The 21,155-nt window shown below is 70.0% G+C and carries 21 protein-coding genes and 1 pseudogene; 14 read left to right on the forward strand and 8 right to left on the reverse strand.

The annotated features are described in order from the left end of the window. Positions 1–26: 26 nt before the first annotated feature. From AB0B64_RS54570 to AB0B64_RS54590, 5 genes are all read right to left on the reverse strand, one after another. On the reverse strand, positions 27–365 hold the full coding sequence (locus AB0B64_RS54570) for an STAS domain-containing protein (protein WP_225294105.1): 339 nt from the start codon (positions 363–365) through the stop codon (positions 27–29). 110 nt (positions 366–475) lie between these two features. Beyond that, positions 476–1,237, reverse strand: a complete 762-nt coding sequence (locus AB0B64_RS54575) for an ABC transporter ATP-binding protein (RefSeq protein WP_357959783.1) — start codon at positions 1,235–1,237, stop codon at positions 476–478. Next, positions 1,234–2,007, reverse strand: coding sequence for a cobalt ECF transporter T component CbiQ (gene cbiQ, locus AB0B64_RS54580; protein WP_358202171.1), 774 nt, complete (start codon positions 2,005–2,007; stop codon positions 1,234–1,236). The genes AB0B64_RS54575 and cbiQ overlap by 4 nt, the downstream gene beginning before the upstream one ends. 30 nt (positions 2,008–2,037) lie before the next feature. Then, entirely contained in the window at positions 2,038–3,087 is a 1,050-nt protein-coding gene (locus tag AB0B64_RS54585) for an energy-coupling factor ABC transporter permease (protein ID WP_357959776.1), read from the reverse strand. A gap of 76 nt (positions 3,088–3,163) precedes the next feature. Next, the gene (locus AB0B64_RS54590; RefSeq protein ID WP_357959773.1) at positions 3,164–4,990 is read right to left on the reverse strand and encodes a glycosyltransferase family 2 protein; all 1,827 of its coding nucleotides are present in this window, start codon (positions 4,988–4,990) and stop codon (positions 3,164–3,166) included. A 335-nt stretch (positions 4,991–5,325) separates the two neighbouring features. On the opposite strand from AB0B64_RS54590, the gene AB0B64_RS54595 reads away from it, so the two are divergent. Beyond that, positions 5,326–5,667 carry a hypothetical protein gene (locus tag AB0B64_RS54595; protein WP_358202176.1) on the forward strand — a complete coding sequence of 114 codons (342 nt, stop codon included), beginning with the start codon at positions 5,326–5,328 and terminating at the stop codon, positions 5,665–5,667. A 17-nt stretch (positions 5,668–5,684) separates the two neighbouring features. Further along, a pseudogene (locus AB0B64_RS54600) lies at positions 5,685–5,819 on the forward strand (ClpX C4-type zinc finger protein); the annotation flags it as partial. Positions 5,820–6,376: 557 nt separating this feature from the next. Here the strand turns inward: AB0B64_RS54600 and AB0B64_RS54605 are convergent. After that, entirely contained in the window at positions 6,377–6,910 is a 534-nt protein-coding gene (locus AB0B64_RS54605) for a CHRD domain-containing protein (protein ID WP_358202181.1), read from the reverse strand. Between the two features lie 160 nt (positions 6,911–7,070). Between AB0B64_RS54605 and AB0B64_RS54610 the strand changes: the two genes are divergently transcribed. After that, positions 7,071–7,997, forward strand: coding sequence for a D-2-hydroxyacid dehydrogenase family protein (locus tag AB0B64_RS54610; protein WP_358202186.1), 927 nt, complete (start codon positions 7,071–7,073; stop codon positions 7,995–7,997). A gap of 33 nt (positions 7,998–8,030) precedes the next feature. On the opposite strand, the gene AB0B64_RS54615 is transcribed toward AB0B64_RS54610, so the two are convergent. Next, positions 8,031–8,600, reverse strand: coding sequence for a CGNR zinc finger domain-containing protein (locus tag AB0B64_RS54615; RefSeq protein ID WP_358202191.1), 570 nt, complete (start codon positions 8,598–8,600; stop codon positions 8,031–8,033). A 70-nt stretch (positions 8,601–8,670) separates the two neighbouring features. On the opposite strand from AB0B64_RS54615, the gene AB0B64_RS54620 reads away from it, so the two are divergent. Continuing rightward, complete coding sequence (locus AB0B64_RS54620) at positions 8,671–9,438, forward strand: class I SAM-dependent methyltransferase (protein WP_357959757.1); 768 nt, start codon at positions 8,671–8,673, stop codon at positions 9,436–9,438. 26 nt (positions 9,439–9,464) lie between these two features. On the opposite strand, the gene AB0B64_RS54625 is transcribed toward AB0B64_RS54620, so the two are convergent. After that, entirely contained in the window at positions 9,465–10,565 is a 1,101-nt protein-coding gene (locus AB0B64_RS54625) for a 5-methyltetrahydropteroyltriglutamate--homocysteine S-methyltransferase (RefSeq protein ID WP_357959754.1), read from the reverse strand. Positions 10,566–10,733: 168 nt separating this feature from the next. Between AB0B64_RS54625 and AB0B64_RS54630 the strand changes: the two genes are divergently transcribed. The 10 genes from AB0B64_RS54630 to AB0B64_RS54675 all read left to right on the forward strand — a co-directional run bounded on the left by AB0B64_RS54630 (position 10,734) and on the right by AB0B64_RS54675 (position 21,150). Beyond that, on the forward strand, positions 10,734–11,921 hold the full coding sequence (locus AB0B64_RS54630; RefSeq protein WP_358202201.1) for an ABC transporter substrate-binding protein: 1,188 nt from the start codon (positions 10,734–10,736) through the stop codon (positions 11,919–11,921). A gap of 2 nt (positions 11,922–11,923) precedes the next feature. Next, positions 11,924–12,679 (forward strand): ABC transporter ATP-binding protein, encoded by a 756-nt coding sequence (locus tag AB0B64_RS54635; RefSeq protein WP_358202208.1) that lies wholly within the window; start codon positions 11,924–11,926, stop codon positions 12,677–12,679. Then, on the forward strand, positions 12,676–13,335 hold the full coding sequence (locus tag AB0B64_RS54640) for an ABC transporter ATP-binding protein (RefSeq protein WP_358202214.1): 660 nt from the start codon (positions 12,676–12,678) through the stop codon (positions 13,333–13,335). Before AB0B64_RS54635 ends, AB0B64_RS54640 begins: the two co-directional genes overlap by 4 nt. After that, positions 13,332–14,192, forward strand: coding sequence for a branched-chain amino acid ABC transporter permease (locus tag AB0B64_RS54645; RefSeq protein WP_357959742.1), 861 nt, complete (start codon positions 13,332–13,334; stop codon positions 14,190–14,192). The genes AB0B64_RS54640 and AB0B64_RS54645 overlap by 4 nt, the downstream gene beginning before the upstream one ends. Beyond that, the gene (locus AB0B64_RS54650; RefSeq protein ID WP_357959739.1) at positions 14,189–15,157 is read left to right on the forward strand and encodes a branched-chain amino acid ABC transporter permease; all 969 of its coding nucleotides are present in this window, start codon (positions 14,189–14,191) and stop codon (positions 15,155–15,157) included. Before AB0B64_RS54645 ends, AB0B64_RS54650 begins: the two co-directional genes overlap by 4 nt. 21 nt (positions 15,158–15,178) lie before the next feature. Beyond that, positions 15,179–16,198: a hypothetical protein gene (locus tag AB0B64_RS54655; RefSeq protein ID WP_357959736.1), complete on the forward strand. Its 1,020-nt coding sequence runs from the start codon at positions 15,179–15,181 to the stop codon at positions 16,196–16,198. Between the two features lie 136 nt (positions 16,199–16,334). Next, positions 16,335–16,997, forward strand: coding sequence for a hypothetical protein (locus AB0B64_RS54660; protein ID WP_357959733.1), 663 nt, complete (start codon positions 16,335–16,337; stop codon positions 16,995–16,997). Positions 16,998–17,090: 93 nt separating this feature from the next. After that, positions 17,091–18,446 (forward strand): DUF4331 domain-containing protein, encoded by a 1,356-nt coding sequence (locus AB0B64_RS54665; protein ID WP_358202222.1) that lies wholly within the window; start codon positions 17,091–17,093, stop codon positions 18,444–18,446. 50 nt (positions 18,447–18,496) lie between these two features. Further along, positions 18,497–19,834 (forward strand): tetratricopeptide repeat protein, encoded by a 1,338-nt coding sequence (locus AB0B64_RS54670; protein WP_358202227.1) that lies wholly within the window; start codon positions 18,497–18,499, stop codon positions 19,832–19,834. Then, complete coding sequence (locus tag AB0B64_RS54675) at positions 19,831–21,150, forward strand: High-affinity nickel-transporter (protein ID WP_358202234.1); 1,320 nt, start codon at positions 19,831–19,833, stop codon at positions 21,148–21,150. The genes AB0B64_RS54670 and AB0B64_RS54675 overlap by 4 nt, the downstream gene beginning before the upstream one ends. Positions 21,151–21,155: the final 5 nt, after the last annotated feature.

The raw sequence follows: 21,155 nt of genomic DNA on the forward strand, positions 1-21,155 counted from the left end.
CCGAATGAAGTTCTACTCGGGGTGGGTTAAATCTCACCTACGGCCGTGTCGACATCGGAATATACCTTGATCCGCCGGTCGAGCCCGGTCGTGCGCAGGATGCGGGCCACCGGGGCCTGCGGCCCGGCCAATGACACGCCGCCGCCCTCTCCCGTGGCCAGCCGCCATGCCTCGATGAGCACCGACAGCCCGCTGGAGTCCATGAACGACAACTGCTGGAGATCGAGCACCAGCCAGGCGCCATCCTGTTTGATGGCGTCGCGCACCTCGTCGCGGAGGAACGGCGCCGTGAACAGGTCCAGCTCACCCTCAACGGCCACCACCACGGCATCGCCAAGGGCATGTCGCGCAAGCCGCAGCTTCATTTGGCCCCTCCTCGATGAGCCACTGTACTTCGACATCCCCGGGTACCGGGCATGCACAAACTCGGATCATCCGTATGTGAGGCCCGAAACAGGAAAATGACCTTCCTGGATCAGCCATGCTCCGCCGGTGCGGGGATGGCGAAGCCGTACGGGAGCTCCAGGCGGTGGCGGGCGAGCAGTTCGGCGTCGGCGAGCAGCTCGCGGGTCGGCCCGTCCGCGACGATCACGCCGTCGGAGAGGATCAGCGAGCGTTCGCAGAGCTCCAGCGCGTACGGCAGGTCGTGGGTGACCATGAGCACGGTCACGTCGAGCGAGCGCAGGACCTCGGCCAGCTCCCTGCGGGCGGCCGGGTCGAGGTTGGAGGACGGCTCGTCGAGCACCAGGATCTCCGGCTCCATCGCCAGCACGGTCGCCACGGCCACCCGCCGGCGCTGGCCGAACGACAGGTGGTGCGGCGGCCGGTCGATGACCTCCAGCATGCCGACCCGCTCCAGCGCGCCCTTGACCGCGCACTCCAGCTCCGCGCCCGACACGCCCGAGTTGGCCGGGCCGAAGGCCACGTCGTCCCTGACCGTGGGCATGAAGAGCTGGTCGTCCGGGTCCTGGAAGACCAGGCCGACGCGCTGCCTGATCTCCTTGAGCGTGTCCTTGCGCACCGGCGTGCCCGCCACGCTCACCGAGCCGTGCCCGGCCGTGAGGATGCCGTTCAGGTGCATGACGAGGGTGGTCTTGCCGGCGCCGTTGGGGCCGAGCAGCGCGACGCGCTCGCCGCGCCGGATCGTGAAGTCCACGCCGAACAGGGCCTGCGTCCCGTCGGGGTAGGCGTAGGCGAGCCGGTTGACTTCGAGGGAGTTGACGGCCGGAGAGTTCACAGTGACAGTCCTTGTACGGCGGACAGGCCTAGTACGGCCAGGGCGATGCCTGGCAGAGCGAGGGCCGTGGCCCATTGCCCAACGGATCCCGAAATTTCGTCCATCATCGGCATCCGTCCGGAATAGCCGCGGCTGAGCATCGCGAGGTGCACCCGCTCACCCCGTTCGTACGAGCGGATGAACAGGGCGCCCGCCGAGCGCGCGATCACCGGGATGTGCCGGAAATTCCGGGCCTCGAAGCCACGAGACTCCCGCGCGACCCGCATCCGCCGCATCTCATCCATGATCACGTCCATGTAGCGGAGCATGAACATGGCGATCTGCACCAGCAGGCTGGGCAGCCGGAGCCGCTGGGCGCCGATGAGGATGACCCGCGGCTCGGTGGTGGCCGCGAGCAGGATCGAGGCGACCACCCCCAGCGTCGCCTTGGCCAGGATGTTCCACCCGGCCCAGAGCCCGGCCACGCTCAGCGAGACGCCCAGCACGGTCGTCCGCTCCCCCAGCCCGATCACCGGGATGAGGAAAGCGAACAGCACGAAGGGCAGTTCGACCACCATCCGCCGCAGCACGTACGTCAGCGGCACCCTGGCGGCCAGCGCGACGCCCGCGAGCAGGACCGCGTAGAGCCCGAAGGCCCAGAACCGCTCCCTCGGCGTCGCCACCACCACGATCGCGAAGGCGGCGACGGCCAGCAGCTTGCACTGCGGCGGGAGCCGGTGCACGACCGAGTCGCCTGCCAGGTAGAGCTGATGATGGTGCCCCGCGCCCACCCGACACTCACCGTCTCTCGTTCACTGGCGTCAGACCCGGGCCTTCTCGCGGCCACGGGCGGCATAGGCGACGCCCCCGGCGATGAGCAGCACGAGCCCGACCCCGATGATCCCGGCGACACCCACCGGGATGCCGCCCACATCACCGTAGTCGGCCAGCGCCCACGAGCCGAACACGTGGTGGGTGGCCTGGTCGAGGAATCCATGGTTCTCGGCGACCGCCTCCAGACCGTCGGGATTGGAGGAGGCGAAGAAGGACACGATCCCGGCCAGCACCAGCGTCAGGCCGAGGCCGCCGAGCAGGAACGCCCGCAACGGGCCGCGGGCGGCGGTCACCGGCTCCTCGGCGGCGCCCACCGTGACCGTCGTCCCCGCGGTCGTCCCCACAGTCGCCCCCGCGGTCGTGTCCTCAGTGCCCCTCAGCACGAGAGGCGTGCTCAGCCCGCGCGCGCCGTACACGAGGTCCGGCCGGACGGCCAGCACCGCGCCGACGGTCAGGGCCGTGATGACGCCTTCGCCGATGCCGATCAGCACGTGCACGCCGCCCATCGCGGCCGCCACCGCGGAGACCTCGATCGGCGCGGTGCCGCCGACCCAGAACAGCGCCGAGAACACCAGGGCGGCGGACGGCACGGAGACCAGCGCGGCGAGGAACGCGGCCACCGTCACGCCGCCCTTGCCCTTGGCGAGCCGCGCGACCAGCCGGAAGACGCCCCAGCCGACCAGTACGGTGACGATGCCCATGATCGTGATGTTGATCCCCAGCGCCGTGAGACCGCCGTCGGCGAAGAACACGCACTGCACCAGCAGAACCACGGCCATACAGAGCACGCCCGTATAGGGCCCCACGAGGATCGCGGCCAGCGCCCCGCCCAGCAGATGCCCACTGGTGCCCGCGGCGACGGGGAAGTTGAGCATCTGGACGGCGAAGATGAACGCGGCCACCAGCCCGGCCATGGGCGCGGTCCGGTCGTCGAGCTCGCGGCGCGCGCCGCGCAGGCAGACCGCCAGGCCCGCGGTGGCGACCGCGCCGGCGGAAACGGATACGGCCGCGTTGAAGAAGCCATCGGGTACGTGCACGGCAAAGCCCTTCGTCAAGCGGTGTCGCAACACGCCTACTTTAGGACATTGTCTTGCACCTGCACATAGATGGCAATTAGCGGAGAATTCTACGGAAGACCGTACGGGTGGTCATCTTGAGCACGACTGTGCTCAGCCGTCCCTTGCCCGACGTCGCGTACGGCCGCACGCTCCGCAGCACGGCACCGCCGCGCAACCGGCCCCACAGCCGGCGCGGCGCCGCGACGGTCTGGGCGTCGGTCTCGATCCGGAACCTCGCGGGCGGCCCGCCCAGCTCGACCTCCAGATAGGCGTCCCAGATGCCCGGCGCGAACTTGCCCATCGCGGGCCGGGCCGCGAACCCGCCGCCCGGCAGCGCGACCACCCGCTCGGCCCGTTCGTTGCCCGTACGCCGCTCGCGCCAGACCAGCCGGGTGATCGCCGAGGCCGCCGGGATCACGCCCACGACCGTGACCTCGCCGTCGATGAGCAGCCGCCGCCCGAGCGTCCAGCGGGTCCGGTGGATCCTGGCCCGGCCCGGCACCGTCATCAGGTGCCCGCCGACGTCGATGCTGAGGTTGCCGTTGTCCTTGGTGAAGTACGGCAGCGCCACCACGGCGCCGATGAGCCGGGGTGTCGGGCGGGTGACGCAGCTGTCGCGGTCGGCGCCGAGCCGGCCGTACCGGACCACGCCCTCCATCTCGACGGCCACCCGCAGATCCCAGATGCCGGAGTCGAGCGCGGCCACGTCGACGCTGGCGACGAACGCGGCGCCCTCGCGCTCGGCGGGCACGATCAGCTCCTGCCCGCGCACGTTGCGGGCGCGCAGCACGAGCGCGACACCGTCGTGCTCCGGCATGCCGTCGAGCCCGGCCACCCCGGTCACGACCAGCCGGTTCGCCTCCCAGCGCAGGCCGGTCAGCCGGCGGCGTACGGCGGCGCCCTCGATCTGGGCCAGCCGCACCAGGCGGTGGATGTCGCCGAGTGCGGCGATCCGCTGCTGGTCGGTCCGGCTGAGCTTGGCGTAGACGCCGGGCGTCAGCCACCGGTCGCAGAGCGCGGCCACCTCCTGCGCGATCTCCTTGCGCTGCACCTCGTCCGACTTCAGGAACGGCACGCCGAGCTGCTCGAACACGTCGAGCCTGAAGTGCCGGCGGAGCAGGTGGTCGCGCAGCGGCCCCGGCGGGACGTGCTCGGTCATGAGCTGGATCGGCCCGCGGATCATGCCGAGCCAGCCGCGTGGATCCCGGCTGCCCGGCTGCTGCATGATGCTGCTGCCATCGGACCTGGAGACGAGGTGGTAGCAGTCGTAGTCAGCGACCACGGAGATCACCTTGGCGTGGCAGTAGGCGTGCACGGTGAAGTGGATGTCCTCGCCGACCAGCATGCCCTCGCCGAACTTGATGCCGTGGCTGATCAGCATCTCCCTGCGGAACAGCTTGAAGCAGCTCAGGCTGTTGTAGACGGCGCTGTCACCGAGCTCGGCCCGCTCGGCGCCGCGGTGGAACATGGACGTCGGAGCGCGCCTGCCGTGCCCGACGACCTTGCCGAGCACGATGTCGGAGCCGTTGCGGTCGGCCATGGCGACCATGCGTTCGAGCGCCTCGGGGCCCAGGTAGTCGTCGGCGTCGCAGAAGAACACGTAACGGCCGGTGGCGTGCTCGATGCCGATGTTGCGCGGCCGCCCGGCGCCGCCCGAGGCGGCGATGCTGACAACCTTGACGTTGCCCTTGTGATAGGTGGCGTAGAGGTCGAGCAGCTCGTCGCTGCCGTCGGTCGATCCGTCGTCGACGACGATGATCTCTTTCCTGATCCGCTGCACCAGCGCGGCGGTGAGACACCGGTCCAGATATTCACGGCAGTTGTGGGCCGGGATGATGACGCTGACGTCCACCGCGTCCTCGTCGCCGTTAGATGTCGCCATAGCCACAACCGCGCCCCTCAGCCGCCATCACTTACCGCAGTCACGTCGTTTCAGTATGTGATGACGACCGGGCATCGCGTGGCCGATCTCGCCTCTTCATCCGCGCCTTTTCCCCAGACAGAAGATTCGCCGCACTCATCGCATAAGCGCAGGTGAACCCGCCAATCCGCACAATCCGGCGGGACCGAACGGGGTTCAGGGACGCTGTTTTCCCACCCGGATGGAGAGAACCCCCTCCGGGGGAAGGATGCCCTACCCCCACGCGAGGTCAGGTGATCCACGGGAGGGGGTGACGCGTCTACAGTGAGGCAACCTTGACCGGGGAGGTGGCGAGAGTGGGATCCGATCTTCGCGGGCCCAGGGTGACCGGCTCGGCCGTACACGATGCGGAGTTCATCGTCTCCTCAGCGCGACTGGGAGAGCTCCATGAATGCTCCGCCCTGCTCCGCCGTACGCGGATCAGGGCGGAAGAGATCGTGGACGAGGCACGAGCGCTGCTCGCCGAGGCCGAGGCACAGGGCGACCATGAGCGGATCGTCATCCGTGCCGCCCAGCTCGACGAGGCGCGCCAGGCGTACTGCAAGGTGCTGAACGCGTACGTGACGATCTGCCGCCGGATCAACGAGGAGCGACAGGAGATCATGCAGGCGCTCACGGGGTTGTCAGGCATTGCCTGACGAGCTAATGTCAGGCCATGCCTGACTGGATGGACAACCTGCGCTGCTCGTTCTGTCACAAGAGCAGCGCCGACATCGCCAAGCTCATCGCCGGACCCGGTGTGCACATCTGCAACGAATGTGTGGGTCTGTGCGCCGACATCCTCAAGGAAGTGGGGCTCGACCCCTCCCCCGAGCCCCGCCTGCCCATGTGGGAGAGCATGAGCGAGGACCAGATCCTCGATCATCTCCCCAAGATCGCCGCCGTGCAGGTCCAGGTCGACGACAATCTGCACGACTGGGTACGACACCTCCGCACCAGGAACGTCAGCTGGGAGCGCATCGGCGCCTCGCTCGGCATGACGCGGCAGTCCGCCTGGGAACGGTTCAGGGAATGACCGTTCAGGGATTGATCGGTAAACCCCTGTGACTTGTGGGGCGTCCTTGATGCCAGGGAGGCCCACCATGCAAGTCCTCGATGGCCTCGCGGCGCCCGATCTGGCCGAGCTCCATCTGGAGCTGATCCTCATCGCGGCGTTGCACGAGGAGGCTGAAAGCCTGTCCACCCGTTGAACGGGCTCCAGCTCCCCGATCGCACCGGGGAGCTGGAGCAGGGGTCAGTATCTCATCGACCCGCTCGACCTGATCCGGGGAACGGGCGTCAGCAGGTCACCGACCCAACTCGGGGAACCGGCCTCAGTGAGTCGCGGACCCCACCGGGGAATCGGCCTCAGTGGGTTGCGGACCCGCCGCCCCCGCCGGGGAGCTGGCCGCGGATGGCGCCGTCGGGATACTTCGCGTTGTGCACGTTGACGTAGTACCGATCCGGCGACGTGACGATGCCGTGCAGCTCGTTCTGGGTCAGGACGAGCGCGGCGTTCGAGCCGCTCTGTTGCTTGGCCGCCTTGATGCAGCCTTTCGCGGGACCCTTGGTCGGGGCCTTCAGGGTGACGGTGATCGGGCCTGCCACGCCCCTCTTGCCCCGGTGGATGTGGGCGGCCGTGGCGGGCAGGATGCGGTCGGCGGCGATGGTGTAGCAGAGCGTCTCGCCCTTCACCTGGTAGGTGAAGGCGCCATGCCCGTCCGGGTCACCTGGACCCGGCACCTCCTGCCGACCGGTCATGACGACGCGTTGCCCGCGGTCGGCGGCGCCGGCGGGGCTCGCGGTGCCGGTCGGGCTCGCGCCGGCGGGGCCCGGGAGGGCGGCGAGGCCGGTGACGAGGGCCGCGGTGGTGAGGGTGGCGACTGCCAAGGGTCTGCTCATGGGATGTGGTCCTCTCCCATCACACTTCAGGACACCCTGCCGCACTCATATGTCGGTATTTCGAGGCGGCGAATCATGGGCGAAGCGGCTTGACGGTAAGCACCTGTACCTGCCGGAGACAGCGCCGGTAATATCCGCATTTATGCTGCGCTGTGCCGTATTGGATGATTACCAGGATATCGCACTCGGCCTCGCCGACTGGTCCCCGGTGCGGGCGACGAGCTTTCGCGAGCACTTCGCCACGCAGGACGACCTGGTGCGGGCCGTACGCGACCACGAGATCCTGGTGATCATGCGGGAGCGCACGCCGTTCCCCGCCGAGCTCTTCGCCCGGCTCCCGAACCTGCGCCTGCTCATCACGACGGGCATGCGCAACGCCTCCATCGACCTCGACGCCGCCCGCGCCCACGGCGTCACGGTCTGCGGCACCGCAGGCAGCTCGGCGCCGCCCACCGAGCTGACCTGGGCCCTCATCCTGGGCCTGGCCCGCCACCTGATCCCCGAGGCCACCGCGCTGCGGACGGGCGGTCCCTGGCAGCACACGATCGGCCTGGACCTGCGCGGCAGCACCCTCGGCCTGCTCGGCCTCGGCAAGATCGGCTCCCAGATGGCCGCCATCGGCCGCGCCTTCGGCATGGACGTGGTCGCCTGGAGCCGCAACCTCACCGCCGACCGCGCGGGCGAGCTGGGCGTACGGTACGCGGCCACGAAGGAGGCACTGCTGGCCGAGTCGGACATCGTGTCGATCCACCTCGTCCTCGGCGACCGGACCCGCGGGCTGATCGGCGCTCCGGAGCTGGCGCTGATGCGTCGCACGGCGTATCTGGTCAACACCTCGCGGGCGGCCATCGTGGACCAGGCCGCCCTGATCGAGGCGCTGACGGAGGGCCGCATCGCCGGCGCCGGGCTGGACGTCTTCGACCAGGAGCCGCTTCCGGACGACCACCCGCTGCGCACGCTGCCGAACGTCCTGGCCACGCCGCACCTCGGCTACGTCACCCAGGGCAACTACCGCACGTACTTCCAGGAGGCCGTGGCCGACATCGCGGCATTCCTCGCGGGCGCTCCGATCCGGCTGCTCACGTAACCCCCCTCCTCGCGGGCAGCCCAGTCCAGCTGCTCACGTGGTCTTCCCCCGTGCCCGGAAGGCCGCGGTCTTGACCCGGTTCTGGCAGGCGGTGGAGCAGAAGCGGCGTGTGCCGTTGCGCGACACGTCCACATAGACCCGGTCGCAGTGCGGCGCCGTGCACACGCCGAGCCGGTCGAAGAACTCGCCGCCGAGCACGATCGCGAGCCCGGTGGCGCAGCTGGCCGCCCAATCACCGGCCAGGGTGCCGCCCGTGCCGTGGAAGTGGAGATGCCACGGCTCGCCGTCGTGCCGTTGGAGCGTCGGCCGGGCGTGCGACTCCTCGAGCAGGCTGTTGACCTGCGTCGCCGCCGTGTCGATGTCGTCCGCCGCGACGGCCTCGAAGACCATGCGCAGGCGCGCCGCGATCTCGGCGTACGCGCCGCCCTCCGCCTCGGTGACCTCGGGATGCGTGGGGTAGACGGTTCGGAGCACGTCCGTGGCGGCGGTGGCGAGATCGTGCGGCGCCGGCCAGGGCCGCCCCCGGCTCTCGCCGGGGGTCAGCACATTGACCACCGCCACGGCGACTCGGACGACCGCGTCCGTGTGACTGTTGAAATCCACTTGACCAGTTACATCCAATGCTTTAGCTTGTGACTGTCTAAAGCTTAAACGAGGGTCACAAGGAGACGACGTGCTCACTCACGAGATCGCACTCGACTGGATCGCGCGCTGGGACCGGCAGCAGGAGGGCTACCTGCCCGACCGCGAGGAGCGCTTCACCGCGTTGATCGACGCCGTCGAGGCGCTGGGCCGCCCTGACCCGCTGGTCATCGACCTGGGCTGCGGGCCGGGCTCGCTGTCCGCCCGTCTCCTGGAGCGGCTGCCCAAGGCCACGGTGATCCCGGTCGACGCCGACCCGCTGCTGCTCGGCCTCGGCCGGGCCGCGTACCCGCGGCTCGGCTTCGTCGACCTCGACCTGCGTACACCGGGCTGGACAGACTCGCTGTCCCTGGACCGCCCGGCCGACGTCGCGGTGAGCACCACCGCGCTGCACTGGCTCGCCGTGCCGGAGCTCCGGAAGTTGTACGCCGATCTGGTCTCCGTGCTGCGGCCGGGCGGGCTGCTCCTCAACGGCGACCACTTCGACTCCGACGACGCCACCACTCCGGCCATCGCCCGGCTCGAACGCGCCGTCCACGACCGCCACACCGACCGGGTGTTCGCCGACGGCCGGCCCGAGGACTGGCGGCAGTGGTGGGACGCGATCGCCGCCGAGCCGGCCTTCGCCGAGCTCAACGACGCCCGTACCGCTCGCACGACCGCGGGCGCCAATCACAGCGGCACCGAGTCCGGCCTGCTGTCCCAGCACGTCGAGGCCCTGCGGGCGGCGGGCTTCGCCGAGGTCGGCACGCTCTGGCAGCGCGGCAACAACCGCCTCCTCTGCGCCGTCCGCGCTTGACAGCCGTCCGCGCCTGACCGGGGTTCCTAGCCCCACACCTCCCGCGCGGTCTCGGCGATCAGGGCCAGCTTGGCGAACTGCTGGTCGGCGTCGAGCACGTTGCCCTCGACAGTCGAGGAGAAGCCGCACTGCGGGGACAGGCAGAGCTGGTCCAGGTCGATGAACTTGGCGGCCTCGTCGATGCGCCGCTTGAGCGCGTCCTTGGACTCCAGCTCGCCGTGTTTGGTGGTGACCAGGCCGAGCACCACCATCTTGCCCGGCGGTACGTAGCGCAGGGGTTCGAAGCCGCCCGAGCGCTCGTCGTCGAACTCCAGGAAGAACCCGTCCACCGCCAGCTCGCCGAACAGCGCCTCGGCCACGAAGTCGTAGGCCCCGGAGGCCGCCCAGGAGGAGCGGAAGTTGCCGCGGCACATGTGCGTGGTGATCGCCATGCCCTCGGGCTTGGCCGCGAGCGCGATGTTGATCTGCTTGATGTAACGCAGGTGCATGTGCTCAGCGTCGTCGCCGCGTTCGGCGAGCTCGGCCCGCTGCGCCGGGTCGTTCAGGTAGGCCAGGCTGGTGTCGTCGAACTGCAGGTAGGTGCAGCCCAGCTCGCCGATCTTGCGCACCTGCTCGGCGTAGGCGGCGCTGAGGTCGCTCCAGAACTCCTCGACGTCGGGATAGACGTCCGGGTCGATGGAGGCGGGACCGCCGCGGTAGTGGACCATGCTGGGCGAGGGGATGGTCAGCTTGGGCATCGCCGTGGTCACGGTGTCGCGCAGGAACGTGAAGTGGTCGGCGAAGATCGGCTCGGTCAGCCTGATCTTGTCGTGCACCCGCATCGCCGCCGGGGTGTACTCGAGGTCGCCCTGCTCGTTGTGGAAGCGGACCGTGATGTGCTCGCCGGTGGCCTGGCCGATGCCGCCGAGCTGGTAGATGAAGTCCATGTGCCAGGAGGCCCGGCGGAACTCTCCATCGGTCGCCGCCTGCAGGCCCAGCTCCTCCTGCCTGCGCACGACCTCGCGGATCGCCTCGTCCTCCACCTCGCGCAGCGCCTCGCCGGTGAGGCTCTCACGGGCGCTGAGCAGGGCGGGTGGCCGGAGCAGGCTGCCGACATGGTCCGCGCGGAAAGGTGGGGAGGTGCGCATGTGGATCACCTTCTCTAGGCGTACGTAGTACGCCCAAAGTTAGGCCACTGTGCAACGACTGTCACTATTCTGCCCAACGTCCTCCTGATCACAATGTTGGGCACTCTATTGACAGGCGTAAAGGCCCTGCCTACATTCAGGGCCACATTCGCGGTCCTGGAGGTCCTGATGCGCAGGTTTCTCCCGTCCCTGGCCTGTCTCGTTCTCGCCACGGCCGCGTGCGGCAGCGGTGGCGGTGGCGGATCCGGCGCTCAAGACCCGATCAAAGTGGGCCTCATCGTCTCGCTGACCGGCAACTACACCCCACTCGGCAGCGAGGACAAGAAGGCCGTCGAGCTGGCCGTCGAGCAGATCAACAACGGCGGCGGCCTGCTGGGCCGCAAGGTGGAGCTCGTCGCCCGCGACGACAAGACCGCGCCGGACCAGGGCATCGTGGCCTACAACCAGATCAAGGGCGAGATCGACGCGCTGATCGGCCCGGTCTTCTCCAACTCGGCGCTGGCGATCGAGCCCCTGGCGCAGCGCGACAAGATGCCCTACCTGTCGCTGGCCCCCGCCCAGGAGCAGGTCGAGCCGATCAAGTCGTACGTCTTCGTCACCCCCGCGCTGTCCAGCATGTACGCCGAGCGCTACCTGCAATACCTCCAGGCCACCGGCCTCAAGACGGTCGCGGTCGCCTACGACTCCAAGAGCGCCTACTCCGTGTCCGGACACAAGGCCATGGTCGCGCTCGCCCCGAAATACGGCGTCAAGATCGCCGTGGACGAACCGTACGAGACCACGACCTCCGATTTCAGCCCGCTCTTCACCCATGTACGCGGCTCCGCGGCCGAGGCGCTGGTCTTCTGGGGTTCCGGCGCGCCGGGCGTCACCGCCGCCAAGCAGTACGCCGCCGCGGGGTTGAAGGTGCCGCTGTTCCTGACCGCCTCCCAGGCCAGCAAGCTCTGGCTGGAGCCGATGGGCGCGGCGGCCGAGGAGATGACCGTGCAGAGCGCCATCGGCGTGGTGGGCGAGCAGTTACCCGATGGCAAGCAGAAGCAGGTCATCGAGCAGATGGCCAAGCCGTACCAGCAGAAGTACGGCTACCCGCCGCCGCAGTTCGCGCAGGACGGCTACAGCGCCGGCCTGCTGCTGTTCGAGGCGATCAAGAAGGCCGGCGGCACCGACAAGGCCAAGATCCAGCAGGCACTGGAGACCATGGACCTGGTCACCCCGAACGGCCGGTTCCGCTACTCTCCCACCGACCATTCCGGGCTCTCCCCCGAGTACATCTCGGTCAACACCGTGAAGAACGGCCAGTTCATCACCACGCCGTGGGCCAAGGCGCAGCTCGCCAAGACCGTGGCCGCGGAGTAGCGGTGCTGGCGGTCACCGGGATATCGCGCTCCTTCGGAGGCGTCTACGCCGTCGACGACGTCACACTGAGCGTCGCGGACGGCGAGGTGTGCGGGATCATCGGGCCCAACGGCGCGGGCAAGTCCACGCTGTTCAACCTCGTCACCGGCCACCTGCTCGCCGACCGCGGCGAGATCGCCTTCCTCGGGCGCCGGGTCGAGCGGCTGGCGCCCCACAGCCGGGCCCGGCTCGGCATGTCCATCGTCTTCCAGGGCGCCCGGGTGTTCCGCGGTATGACGGTCAGGGAGAACGTCATGGTCGGGACGCACAGCCGTACCCGGGCCGGGTTCGTCTCGGCGGCGCTGCGGCTGCCACGGCATCGCGCCGACGAGCGGGAGATCGCCCGCGAGGCGGACCTCGCCCTCGACCGGGTGGGGCTGGCCGAGTGGGCGGACCGGCCCGCCGACCAGCTCCCGATCGGCCAGCAGCGCGCGCTGCAGCTGGCCCGCGCCCTGTGCGCGCGGCCCCGGCTGCTGCTGCTCGACGAGCCCGCCTCCGGGCTGCGCGGCGGCGAGCGCGAACGGCTCGCCGCCCTGGTCGAGGAGCTGCGCGCGAGTGGGCTGACCATCCTGCTCATTGAGCACGACGTCGCCTTCGTGACCCGGCTCGCCGACCGCGTCGTCGTCCTCGACCTCGGGCGGGTCATCGCGGACGGCTCCCCCGCCGAGGTGCGCGCGGACCCGCTCGTACTCGCCGCCTATCTCGGACAGGCTTCATGATCGACGTCCGCGACCTGGTCGTCTCGTACGGCGCCGCCACCGCGCTCGATCACGTCACACTCTCGGTACGGCGCGGCGAGATGGTCGCGCTGCTCGGCCCGAACGGCGCGGGCAAGTCGACACTGGCCAACACCCTGGCGGGCCTGCTCACTCCGGCCTCCGGGACCGTGCGGATCGATGGCCGGCTGGCGCTCATCCCCGAGGGCCGCCAGGTGTTTCCGGATTTGTCGGTCGCCGACAATCTCGCCCTCGGCGGCTGGCGCTCCCGGCAGCGCGACCCGTCGTTCGTCTACCAGCTGCTGCCGCGGCTGGCCGAGCTGGCCGGCAGGCGGGCGGGCGTGTTGTCGGGCGGCGAACAGCAGATGGTGGCCTTCGGCCAGGCCCTGATGGCGCGGCCCGACGTGCTCGTGGTCGACGAGCTGTCGCTGGGGCTCGCCCCCCTGCCCACCGCCAAGCTGGCCGAACACCTGGTCGAGCTCAACCGTACGCATGGGCTGACGGTGCTGCTCATCGAGCAGAACGCGCGGCTGGCCTTCGAGCTGTGCCAGCGGGCCTACGTCTTGGAATCCGCGCGCGTGGTGGCCGAGGGCGAGTGCGCCGAGCTGGCCGACGACCCGCGCGTGGCCGGCGCGTACCTGGGCGGGGCGATCACATGAGCGCGTTCATCGGTTACCTGCTCAACGGCCTGGCCGTCGGATGCGCGATCGCGCTCATCGCCAGCGGGCTGGTCACCATCTACCGGGTCACCGGGGTGGTCAACTTCGCCCAGGGCACCTTCGCCGTCGTCGCCGGGCTCTGCACCTCCTCGCTGCTGGGGCTCGGGGTCCCCCACGGGGTCAGCGAGGTGGCCGCCGTCCTGGTCGCCGCGCTCGCGGGCCTGCTGACCGGCCTGGCCGCCACCGGTAAACGGGACACCACCCCGCTGTCGTCGCTCATCGTCACGCTCGGCGTGGGCGTCCTCGCGTACGCCGTCGAGATCGTCCTGTGGGGTGACCAGCCGCGCTCGGCCCCCGGCCTGGCCGGCTCGGTGACCATCGCCGGGGCCCACGTTCAGACCCAGCACCTGCTCGTCATCGCCGTCACCGCGGCGACGTTCGTCCTGCTCGTCCTGTTCTTCGGCCGTACGTACCTGGGCAAGGCGCTGACCGCGTGCGCCTCCAACCCCTTCGCCGCCCGCGTCATCGGCATCGACACCCGGCTGATGGGCCTGCTGGCCTTCGCCCTGGGCGGGCTGCTCGGCGGCATCGCCGGAGTGCTGGTCACGCCGCTGCGGCCCATCTCGTTCGACACCGACGTCACGCTCATCGTCAACGGCTTCGCTGCCGCCGTGTTCGGCGCGCTCACCCGTCCCGGCGTCGCGCTCGGCGGCGCGCTGCTGCTCGGCGTCGCCGAGACGATGGCGGCGGGATACGGCTACGGGTCTCACCAGCTGGAGGTCGCTCTGGGTCTCATGCTCGTCGTCATGGTCGTACAGGCGAGCCGCCGATCGACGATTCACCAGGAGACGGTGTGAAGCGGGCGGCCGCCGGGCTGCTGATCGCCGCCGTCACGCTCGTCCTGCCCGCCGTGCTCGACGACAGCTCACTGGCCGTGTACATCCTGCTCGGCCTGGCGGCCATGGTCACGGTCGGGGTCTCCCTGCTCATGGGGTACGCCGGGCAGGTCTCCCTGGGCCAGGGCGCCTTCTACGCCATCGGCGCCTACACCGCCGCCCTGCTCGCGCTGAACGGCGTCCCGCCCCTGGCCGGGCTGATCGCCGCGCCCGTCGCGGCGGCGGCGTTCGCCCTCGTCATCGGTACGCCGCTGCTGCGGCTGCGCGGCCACCACCTGGCCTTCGCCACCCTGGCCATGCAGCTGATCCTGCTCTCCCTGGCCGGGCAGCTGGACTTCACCGGCGGCGACATCGGGCTGCAGGCCATCCCCCGGTTCGGCATCGGCTCGGTCGAGGCGGAGAGCGCGTCGGCGTACGCCTATCTGACGTGGGCGGGCCTGGCCCTGGTGATGCTCGTGACGCACAACGTGATCGCCTCCCGGCCCGGCCGGGCGCTGCGCGCCCTGGCCACCAGCGAGACCGCCGCCGCCTCCGCCGGGATCCCGGTCGGCCGCTACAAGCTCGTCGTGTTCGCGCTGTCGGCCGCCTTCGCCGGTCTGGCGGGTGGGATCTACTGCTTCTACACCGGGTACGTCGCGCCGGGGTCGTTCCCGGTGCTCATCTCGATCCAGTACATCGTCATGGCAGTCGTCGGCGGCCTGGGCACGATCTGGGGAGCCGTCGTCGGGGCCACCGCGATCACGCTGCTCGTGCAGGGGCTGGACCGGGTCGCGAACCTGCAGGGGATGCCGACGTACGCGCCGAGCGTGCTGTCGTACGCGGTCTACGCGCTCGTCCTCATCCTCGTCGTCCTCTTCATGCCCCGGGGGCTGCTGCCCACGTTCGCCCGGCGTAGTTCGCCGAATCCGCGCGGCAATTCCCGGTGAACCTGCCGATGAGGAATAGCGGTGAACCTGGATCGGGGGTCACTGCGTACTTCGTGGCAATCGACTTTCCGGAGACTTGCCATGAGGATCCGCTATTCGGCCATTGTCCTCGCGCTTTTCGGTGTCGCCGCGTGTAATGGCGGCGGCGAACCGGCGGCACCGGCGTTCGCGGGCGGCGCGACCGCGAATCCGCTGCCGGCCGGCGCGTCGGTCTCCCCTTCCGAGGCCAAACGCATTTTCGACGGGTACGAGCGGGTGGCCGAGCAGGCGAGTTCGAAGGGCAAGGGCTGGGAGGCCGCGGAAGCCGGGCTCTCGCTGCAACTGACCAACGCCGACGCCCGGATGGACACGCTGCTCGGCGAGCGCAGGAGAGGCCGCGCCGGGGCCACCAAGACCCGGTTCGCGATCCCGGCGAGTGGCGACTGGTTCCTGGCCGAGTACAAAACCGGGTCGAACTGGACGCAACTGATCTTCCAGCAGACCACCGAAGGGTGGCGCGTGGTCTCCGCCTCCGCGACACAGCCACCCGCCATCGCCAAGGACGGCAACGGCTACGCCACCGCGCTGAACGTGGACGAGCGCGGCGGCCTCGCCGTCTCACCCCGGCAGGCGGCCACGACGCACGCGCGCCTGATGAGCACACTCGGCGCGGACGCGGACGCCAAGCAGCTGTTCGCGGCCGGGGATTACACCACCAAACTCGTGGCGAGCCAGCGGAGTGACCGGAAAAAGGCGCAGGGCCAGTGGAATCTCAAATACCAGCCGCAACTCGCACCGGAGATCTTCGCCCTCAAGACATCGGCCGGCGGTGCCGTGGTCTGGTACGGCATGCGCGAACTGGACACCTTCACCGCCCGTGCCGGCGCCGCGCAATTGGGGCTGTCACAGCCCGGTTGGAAGGCGCTGAGCCGCGGCGCGTTCTACAAATCCAAGGTCACCATGGAGAGCGGGGCCATTTATGTCGCCGTCATTCCTCCGTCGTCCGGAAAGGTGCGGGTGATCAGCCAGTGGTTCGCGCCATTCCGCGTTAGCGGATCATGAGCGCATATGGCGGCAAATGTCCCGAGGGAAAGATTCTTTTACCAGCCCTTTACCGTGCGTAGTAGATCGCTTACTGTGTGTGCATCCGGCCTGGTCACGAGCCAGACAGCCCTCCGCACGATGAAAGGTGCACAGCATGCGCGCTCTCCCTCTCGTCGCTCGAACCGCCGCACTCGTCGCCGCGATCTTCCTGGCGGCACCGGCCCTCTCCGCGGCCGCCAATCCTCTCCCGCGACCCGCCGTCCTCGGCGCCCCGCCCGTGGACAAGCTCAGCGCCGTCTGCTTCAAGCTGCCGTACTTCGGTCCGAAGGGGCACGCCAACTTCGATTTCGGGCCGAAGGTCGTCCAACTGCTCAATGACCGGGGCGTCAAGGTGGAAGGAGTCGACCCGATCGAGGCCAAGCCCGGCAACAAGGGCGTCTACATGCCGATCGGCTGGCAGCAGGACCACATCGACCCCTGCAACGGCGTCTACTACCCGGGCGGCTTCACCCTCAACGACGTCAAGAGCGGCCACAAGGTGACGATCCACGACATCCGCCTGCGCGCTGACGGCACTCACGCCGAGGTGACGATCGACGGGGTCGAGCAGGGCGAGCAGCTCGTGGCGACGTACAAGCTGCACGAGTTCCTGCCGACCGTGGCCACGCCCCGCCCGCTGGAGGGCGGCGTCGGGCCGAAGTACTGGCCGTTCTACGTCAGCCCATACCTCAGCACCACGGTCAAGGACATCACCGGCATCACCCTGAACGCGGGCGAGTACCTCGCCAACCTCGACGCGGTCGTCCAGTACGTGTGACGTAACAGTCCGGCACCCGCGGCGACGGAGAACCCCCTTCGTCGCCGCGGACCGGCCAGAACCGCGTACGAGACCATCCGCGAAGCGAGGGACATGATGCTGAACCTCATCGGCAGACGGCCGTGGCTCATGGCCGCCGCCGCCTCCACCGCCGTACTGACCGGCGCCGTGCTGCTCGGCCCGGCGATGGACGCCGTCACGGCGACCAGCCATTGGGACGCCCCGGGGACGTTCAAGGACAAGGTCATAGACGCCAGCGACCTGTACGCCTTCACCAGCCCGGACAAGCCCGACACGGTGACCATCGTCGCGAACTACATCCCCTTCCAGATCCCGTACAAGCCCTACCAGTTCGACACCAACGTCCAATACGACCTGCACATCGACAACACCGGCAGCGGCAAGGCGGCCATCACCTACCGCTGGACCTTCCGCAACAAAGGGCTCCCGGTGCCCTCGTTGCTGCGGCGCGAACGCCAGAAGGCCGGACCCGAATCCCTGGTGGAGCAGAGCTTCACGCTGACCAAGCTGCGGCCGGGCCAGCCCGACCAGACCCTCATCAGGGATGGTTACGTGGGCCCGTCCGACATGGGCGTCCTGATCACGCCCGGCTACCAGAGACTGCGCCAGAAGGCCGTGATCGACCTGCCCGGCGGCGGAAAGGTCTTCACCGGGCAGGCCGCCGACCCCTTCTTCAGCGACAACAAGGCGGTGAACCTGCTCAGGTTCGGCATACCGTTCCCGCCGCTGGCCACCGGCGTGCCGATGAACGTCGACTCGCTCGCCATCCAGGTCCCCAAGTCCGAACTGGCCTTGGGCGGCGACCCCACGGCCAACCCGGTCGTCGGCGTCTGGACCACGGCCGCCCGCAAGTCCTTGAACGGCGAATACAAGCAGGTGTCACGGCTGGGCAACCCCAACTTCAACGAGGTGCTCATCCCGTTCGCCTCGCGTGACCGCTTCAACGGCATGCGCCCGCAGGACGACGCCGGCAGCGGCCTGATCGTCGAGTCCACCCGGGACCCGGAGCAGGCCAGAACCGTCGAGCGGCAGGCCGGGGTCAAGGCGCCCGCCCCGCCGCGCGCGGACCTGGAGGAGATCTACCTCACCGGCCTGACCACCAAGCGGGGCGGCCCGCTGAAGGAAGACCTCAACTCGCAGCTGCTCAACCGGGACGCCTCCGGCTTCACGCCCACGGAGCAGTTGCGGCTCAACATGAGCACCCCCGTCACTGCCAAACCGCACAAGTACGGCTACCTCAAAGGCGACAAGCAGGGCTATCCCAACGGCCGCCGCCTCACCGACGACGTGGTCACCGTCAACCTCCGGATGCTCCTCGGCGAACCGGCGGCACCGGGCGCGCCCAATCTGATCGACGAGAACAACCCGGTCTTCCTCACCGCACCCATCACCGGCAGCTTCCCGTACGTCGCCCTGCCGGTGCACTAGACCGGCCGAGTGCATTAGACCGACAGATCGCCCTGACCGACCGAGGACTGATGAGACGCGTACGGAAAGCGCTACCGCTGCTGGGCTGCGTGCTCCTGGGCTGCGCCCTCCTGGCCTGGTTCGCCCCCGGCGCCTGGCTGCGCCGGGACGAAACGCCGCCCACCCCTCCGCGGCGTACTGCGTATGAACCGGCCGCGTTCATCGATCAGGCCCAGGACCACCTGCGCCGCCACCCCGGCGACATGCGGACCTGGGCCGACCTCGGCGGTGCGTACCTGGAGCAGGCCCGCCGCACCGGCGACCCGGCCTTCTACGGCAGGGCACAGGGGGCGTTCCAGCGCTCCCTGCCCGACATCGACGCCGTGATCGGGATGGGCGCCCTGGCCAACGCCCGCCACGACTTCGCCCTCGCGCTGCGCTGGGGCACGCGGGCGCGCACTGCCGCGCCGTACCGATGGCCGCTGTACGCCGTGCTCACCGACGCGTACGTGGAGCTCGGCCAGTACGTCAAGGCCGACCGGGTGCTCCGCCACCTGCTCGACGGCCGTCCGGACCTGGTCTCCTTCACCCGCGCCGCGCACCTGTTCCACCTGCGCGGGCAGAGCGCCCGTGCGCGCGAGGCCCTGGAACGGGCCCGCGACATCGCCTCCGACCCGGCCGACTACGCCTTCTGCGTGTGGCAGCTCGGGGAGCTCGCCTGGAGCGACGGCGACCCGCGCGCCGCCCTGTCCGCCTACACCGAGGCGCTGGCCGCCGACCCCTCGCACACCCCCTCCCTGGCCGGCAAGGCCCGCGCCGAGGCCGCGCTCGGGCGCCTCGCCGACGCGCGCCGCGACTACGCCGACGCAGTCACGCGCAGTCCCTCCTTCGTCGTGGAGTACGGCGAACTGCTCCAGCACCTCGGGGACCAGGTCGGAGCTCGGCGGATGTACGCGGTGTTTCGCGCGCAGGTCAAGCTGCAGGCGGCGAACGGCGTAACGGACTCCCTCGCCGTAGGGCGGTACGAGGCGGACCACGGCTCACCGGCTGTCGCCGTGCGGGAGCTGCGGGCGGAGTGGGGGCGGCGGCACAGCGTGGACGTGGCCGACGCGCTCGGCTGGGCCCTGCACCGGGCCGGGCGCCATGCTGAGGCCGCCCGGTACGCCGCTTACGCCGACCGGCTCGGCGGGCGGAACGCACTGTTCGCCTACCACCGAGGGGAGATCTCCCGCGCCCTCGGCCGGACCTCTTCCGCTCACGACGAGCTGACCAGGGCACTGACCATCAACCCGTACTTCTCGCCGGACGGGCCGGCAAAGGCCCGCGCGGCGCTGGGCGACGTGGAATTGGACGACGCGCCACCCCGTGGCCCGGCGAAGGCCCGTCCGGCGCGGGGCGGCACGGCGTGATCGGCGTTGTCGCCGCTGCTGTGATCCTGGCCGCGCACCCGATGGGGAATCTGAGCGTCAACCACTACGACGGCCTGAGCGTGTTCCTCGACCGGATCGAGGACACGGCGATCATCGACAGCGCCGAGATTCCCACCCTGCAGCAGCGCCAGGGCGCCTCCGGGCCGCCCGACGCCTATGCGGCGCGCGCCTGTGGGGAGCTGGCCGGCGCGGTGCGCGGACAGGCCGGTGATCGGCCGCTGGCCTGGCGGGTCACCAGCGCGTCCTTCGCCTATCGCCCCGGGGCCGCCGGGCTGCCCACCAGCAGGCTCACCTGCCGCCTGTCCGCCCCGCTACGCGTCGACCGGCCGCTCACTCTGACCTTCGCCAACCCCTACCGTGGCGAGGCCGTGGGCTGGCGGGAGATCACGGCGTCCGGCTCCGGTGTCCGGCTCAGCGCGTCCAGTGTGCCCACCCGCAGCGTGTCCGGTGAGCTGCACGCGTACCCGGTGGACCTGCTCAGCTCCCCGCTCGACGTCCGCCAGGCCCGCTTCACGGTGGAGCCGGGCAGCGGCGGTCTTGGAGCACCGGCCCGCGTGCCCGGTGCGGACGTGCTCACTCGCTACACCGGGTTGCTGGCCGACCGCCTCAACAGCCTGGTCGGGGCCGACCGGCTGACGGTCCCGCTCGGGCTGCTGGCCCTGCTCGTGTCGCTGGTCCTGGGCGCCGTCCATGCCGCACTGCCCGGCCACGGCAAGACCGTCATGGCCGCGTACCTGGCCGGGTGTGACGGCCGCGTGCGTGACGCGCTCGCCGTGGCCGCGACGGTGACGCTGACGCACACGGCCGGGGTGATCGTGCTGGGCGTGCTGCTGTCAGTCTCGGCCTCGATCGCCGGGGAGACGGTGCTGGGCTGGCTCGGGGTGATCAGCGGGCTGCTCATCGCGGCGATCGGCACCGCCCTGCTCCGCTCGGCCGTACGACCCGCAAGCCAGCACGGGCACGGACACGGGCACGGGCACTTCGCTCCGTCGGGGCGGGGTGTGGTCGGGTTGGGGGTCGCGGGCGGGCTGGTGCCGAGTCCGTCGGCCCTGGTGGTGCTGCTGGGGGCGATGGCGCTCGGGCGTACGGCGTTCGGGATCGTCACGGTCGTCTGTTATGGACTGGGCATGGCCCTGACCCTGCTCGCCGCGGCCGTCGCCGTCCGCCGCCTGGCCGACCTCACCCTGACGAAGCGGCTGTACAGGCTGCGTCCGTACACGGCGACGATCACCGCCGTACTCGTCCTGCTCGTCGGCATCGGCATCGCCGCCCGCGCCCTGGCCTCCCTCCTCTGAGATGG

It is taken from the genome of Nonomuraea sp. NPDC049129 (assembly GCF_040648495.1).
Classification (GTDB): Bacteria; Actinomycetota; Actinomycetes; order Streptosporangiales; family Streptosporangiaceae; genus Nonomuraea.

Bases quoted from the DNA above. Each gene is read 5' to 3' on its own strand.
- AB0B64_RS54570 (WP_225294105.1), bottom strand. From the start codon at position 365: ATGAAGCTGCGGCTTGCGCGACATGCCCTTGGCGATGCCGTGGTGGTG.
- AB0B64_RS54590 (WP_357959773.1), bottom strand. From the start codon at position 4,990: ATGGCGACATCTAACGGCGACGAGGACGCGGTGGACGTCAGCGTCATC.
- AB0B64_RS54605 (WP_358202181.1), bottom strand. From the start codon at position 6,910: ATGAGCAGACCCTTGGCAGTCGCCACCCTCACCACCGCGGCCCTCGTC.
- AB0B64_RS54625 (WP_357959754.1), bottom strand. From the start codon at position 10,565: ATGCGCACCTCCCCACCTTTCCGCGCGGACCATGTCGGCAGCCTGCTC.
- AB0B64_RS54630 (WP_358202201.1), top strand. From the start codon at position 10,734: ATGCGCAGGTTTCTCCCGTCCCTGGCCTGTCTCGTTCTCGCCACGGCC.
- AB0B64_RS54640 (WP_358202214.1), top strand. From the start codon at position 12,676: ATGATCGACGTCCGCGACCTGGTCGTCTCGTACGGCGCCGCCACCGCG.
- AB0B64_RS54645 (WP_357959742.1), top strand. From the start codon at position 13,332: ATGAGCGCGTTCATCGGTTACCTGCTCAACGGCCTGGCCGTCGGATGC.
- AB0B64_RS54660 (WP_357959733.1), top strand. From the start codon at position 16,335: ATGCGCGCTCTCCCTCTCGTCGCTCGAACCGCCGCACTCGTCGCCGCG.
- AB0B64_RS54665 (WP_358202222.1), top strand. From the start codon at position 17,091: ATGATGCTGAACCTCATCGGCAGACGGCCGTGGCTCATGGCCGCCGCC.
- AB0B64_RS54670 (WP_358202227.1), top strand. From the start codon at position 18,497: ATGAGACGCGTACGGAAAGCGCTACCGCTGCTGGGCTGCGTGCTCCTG.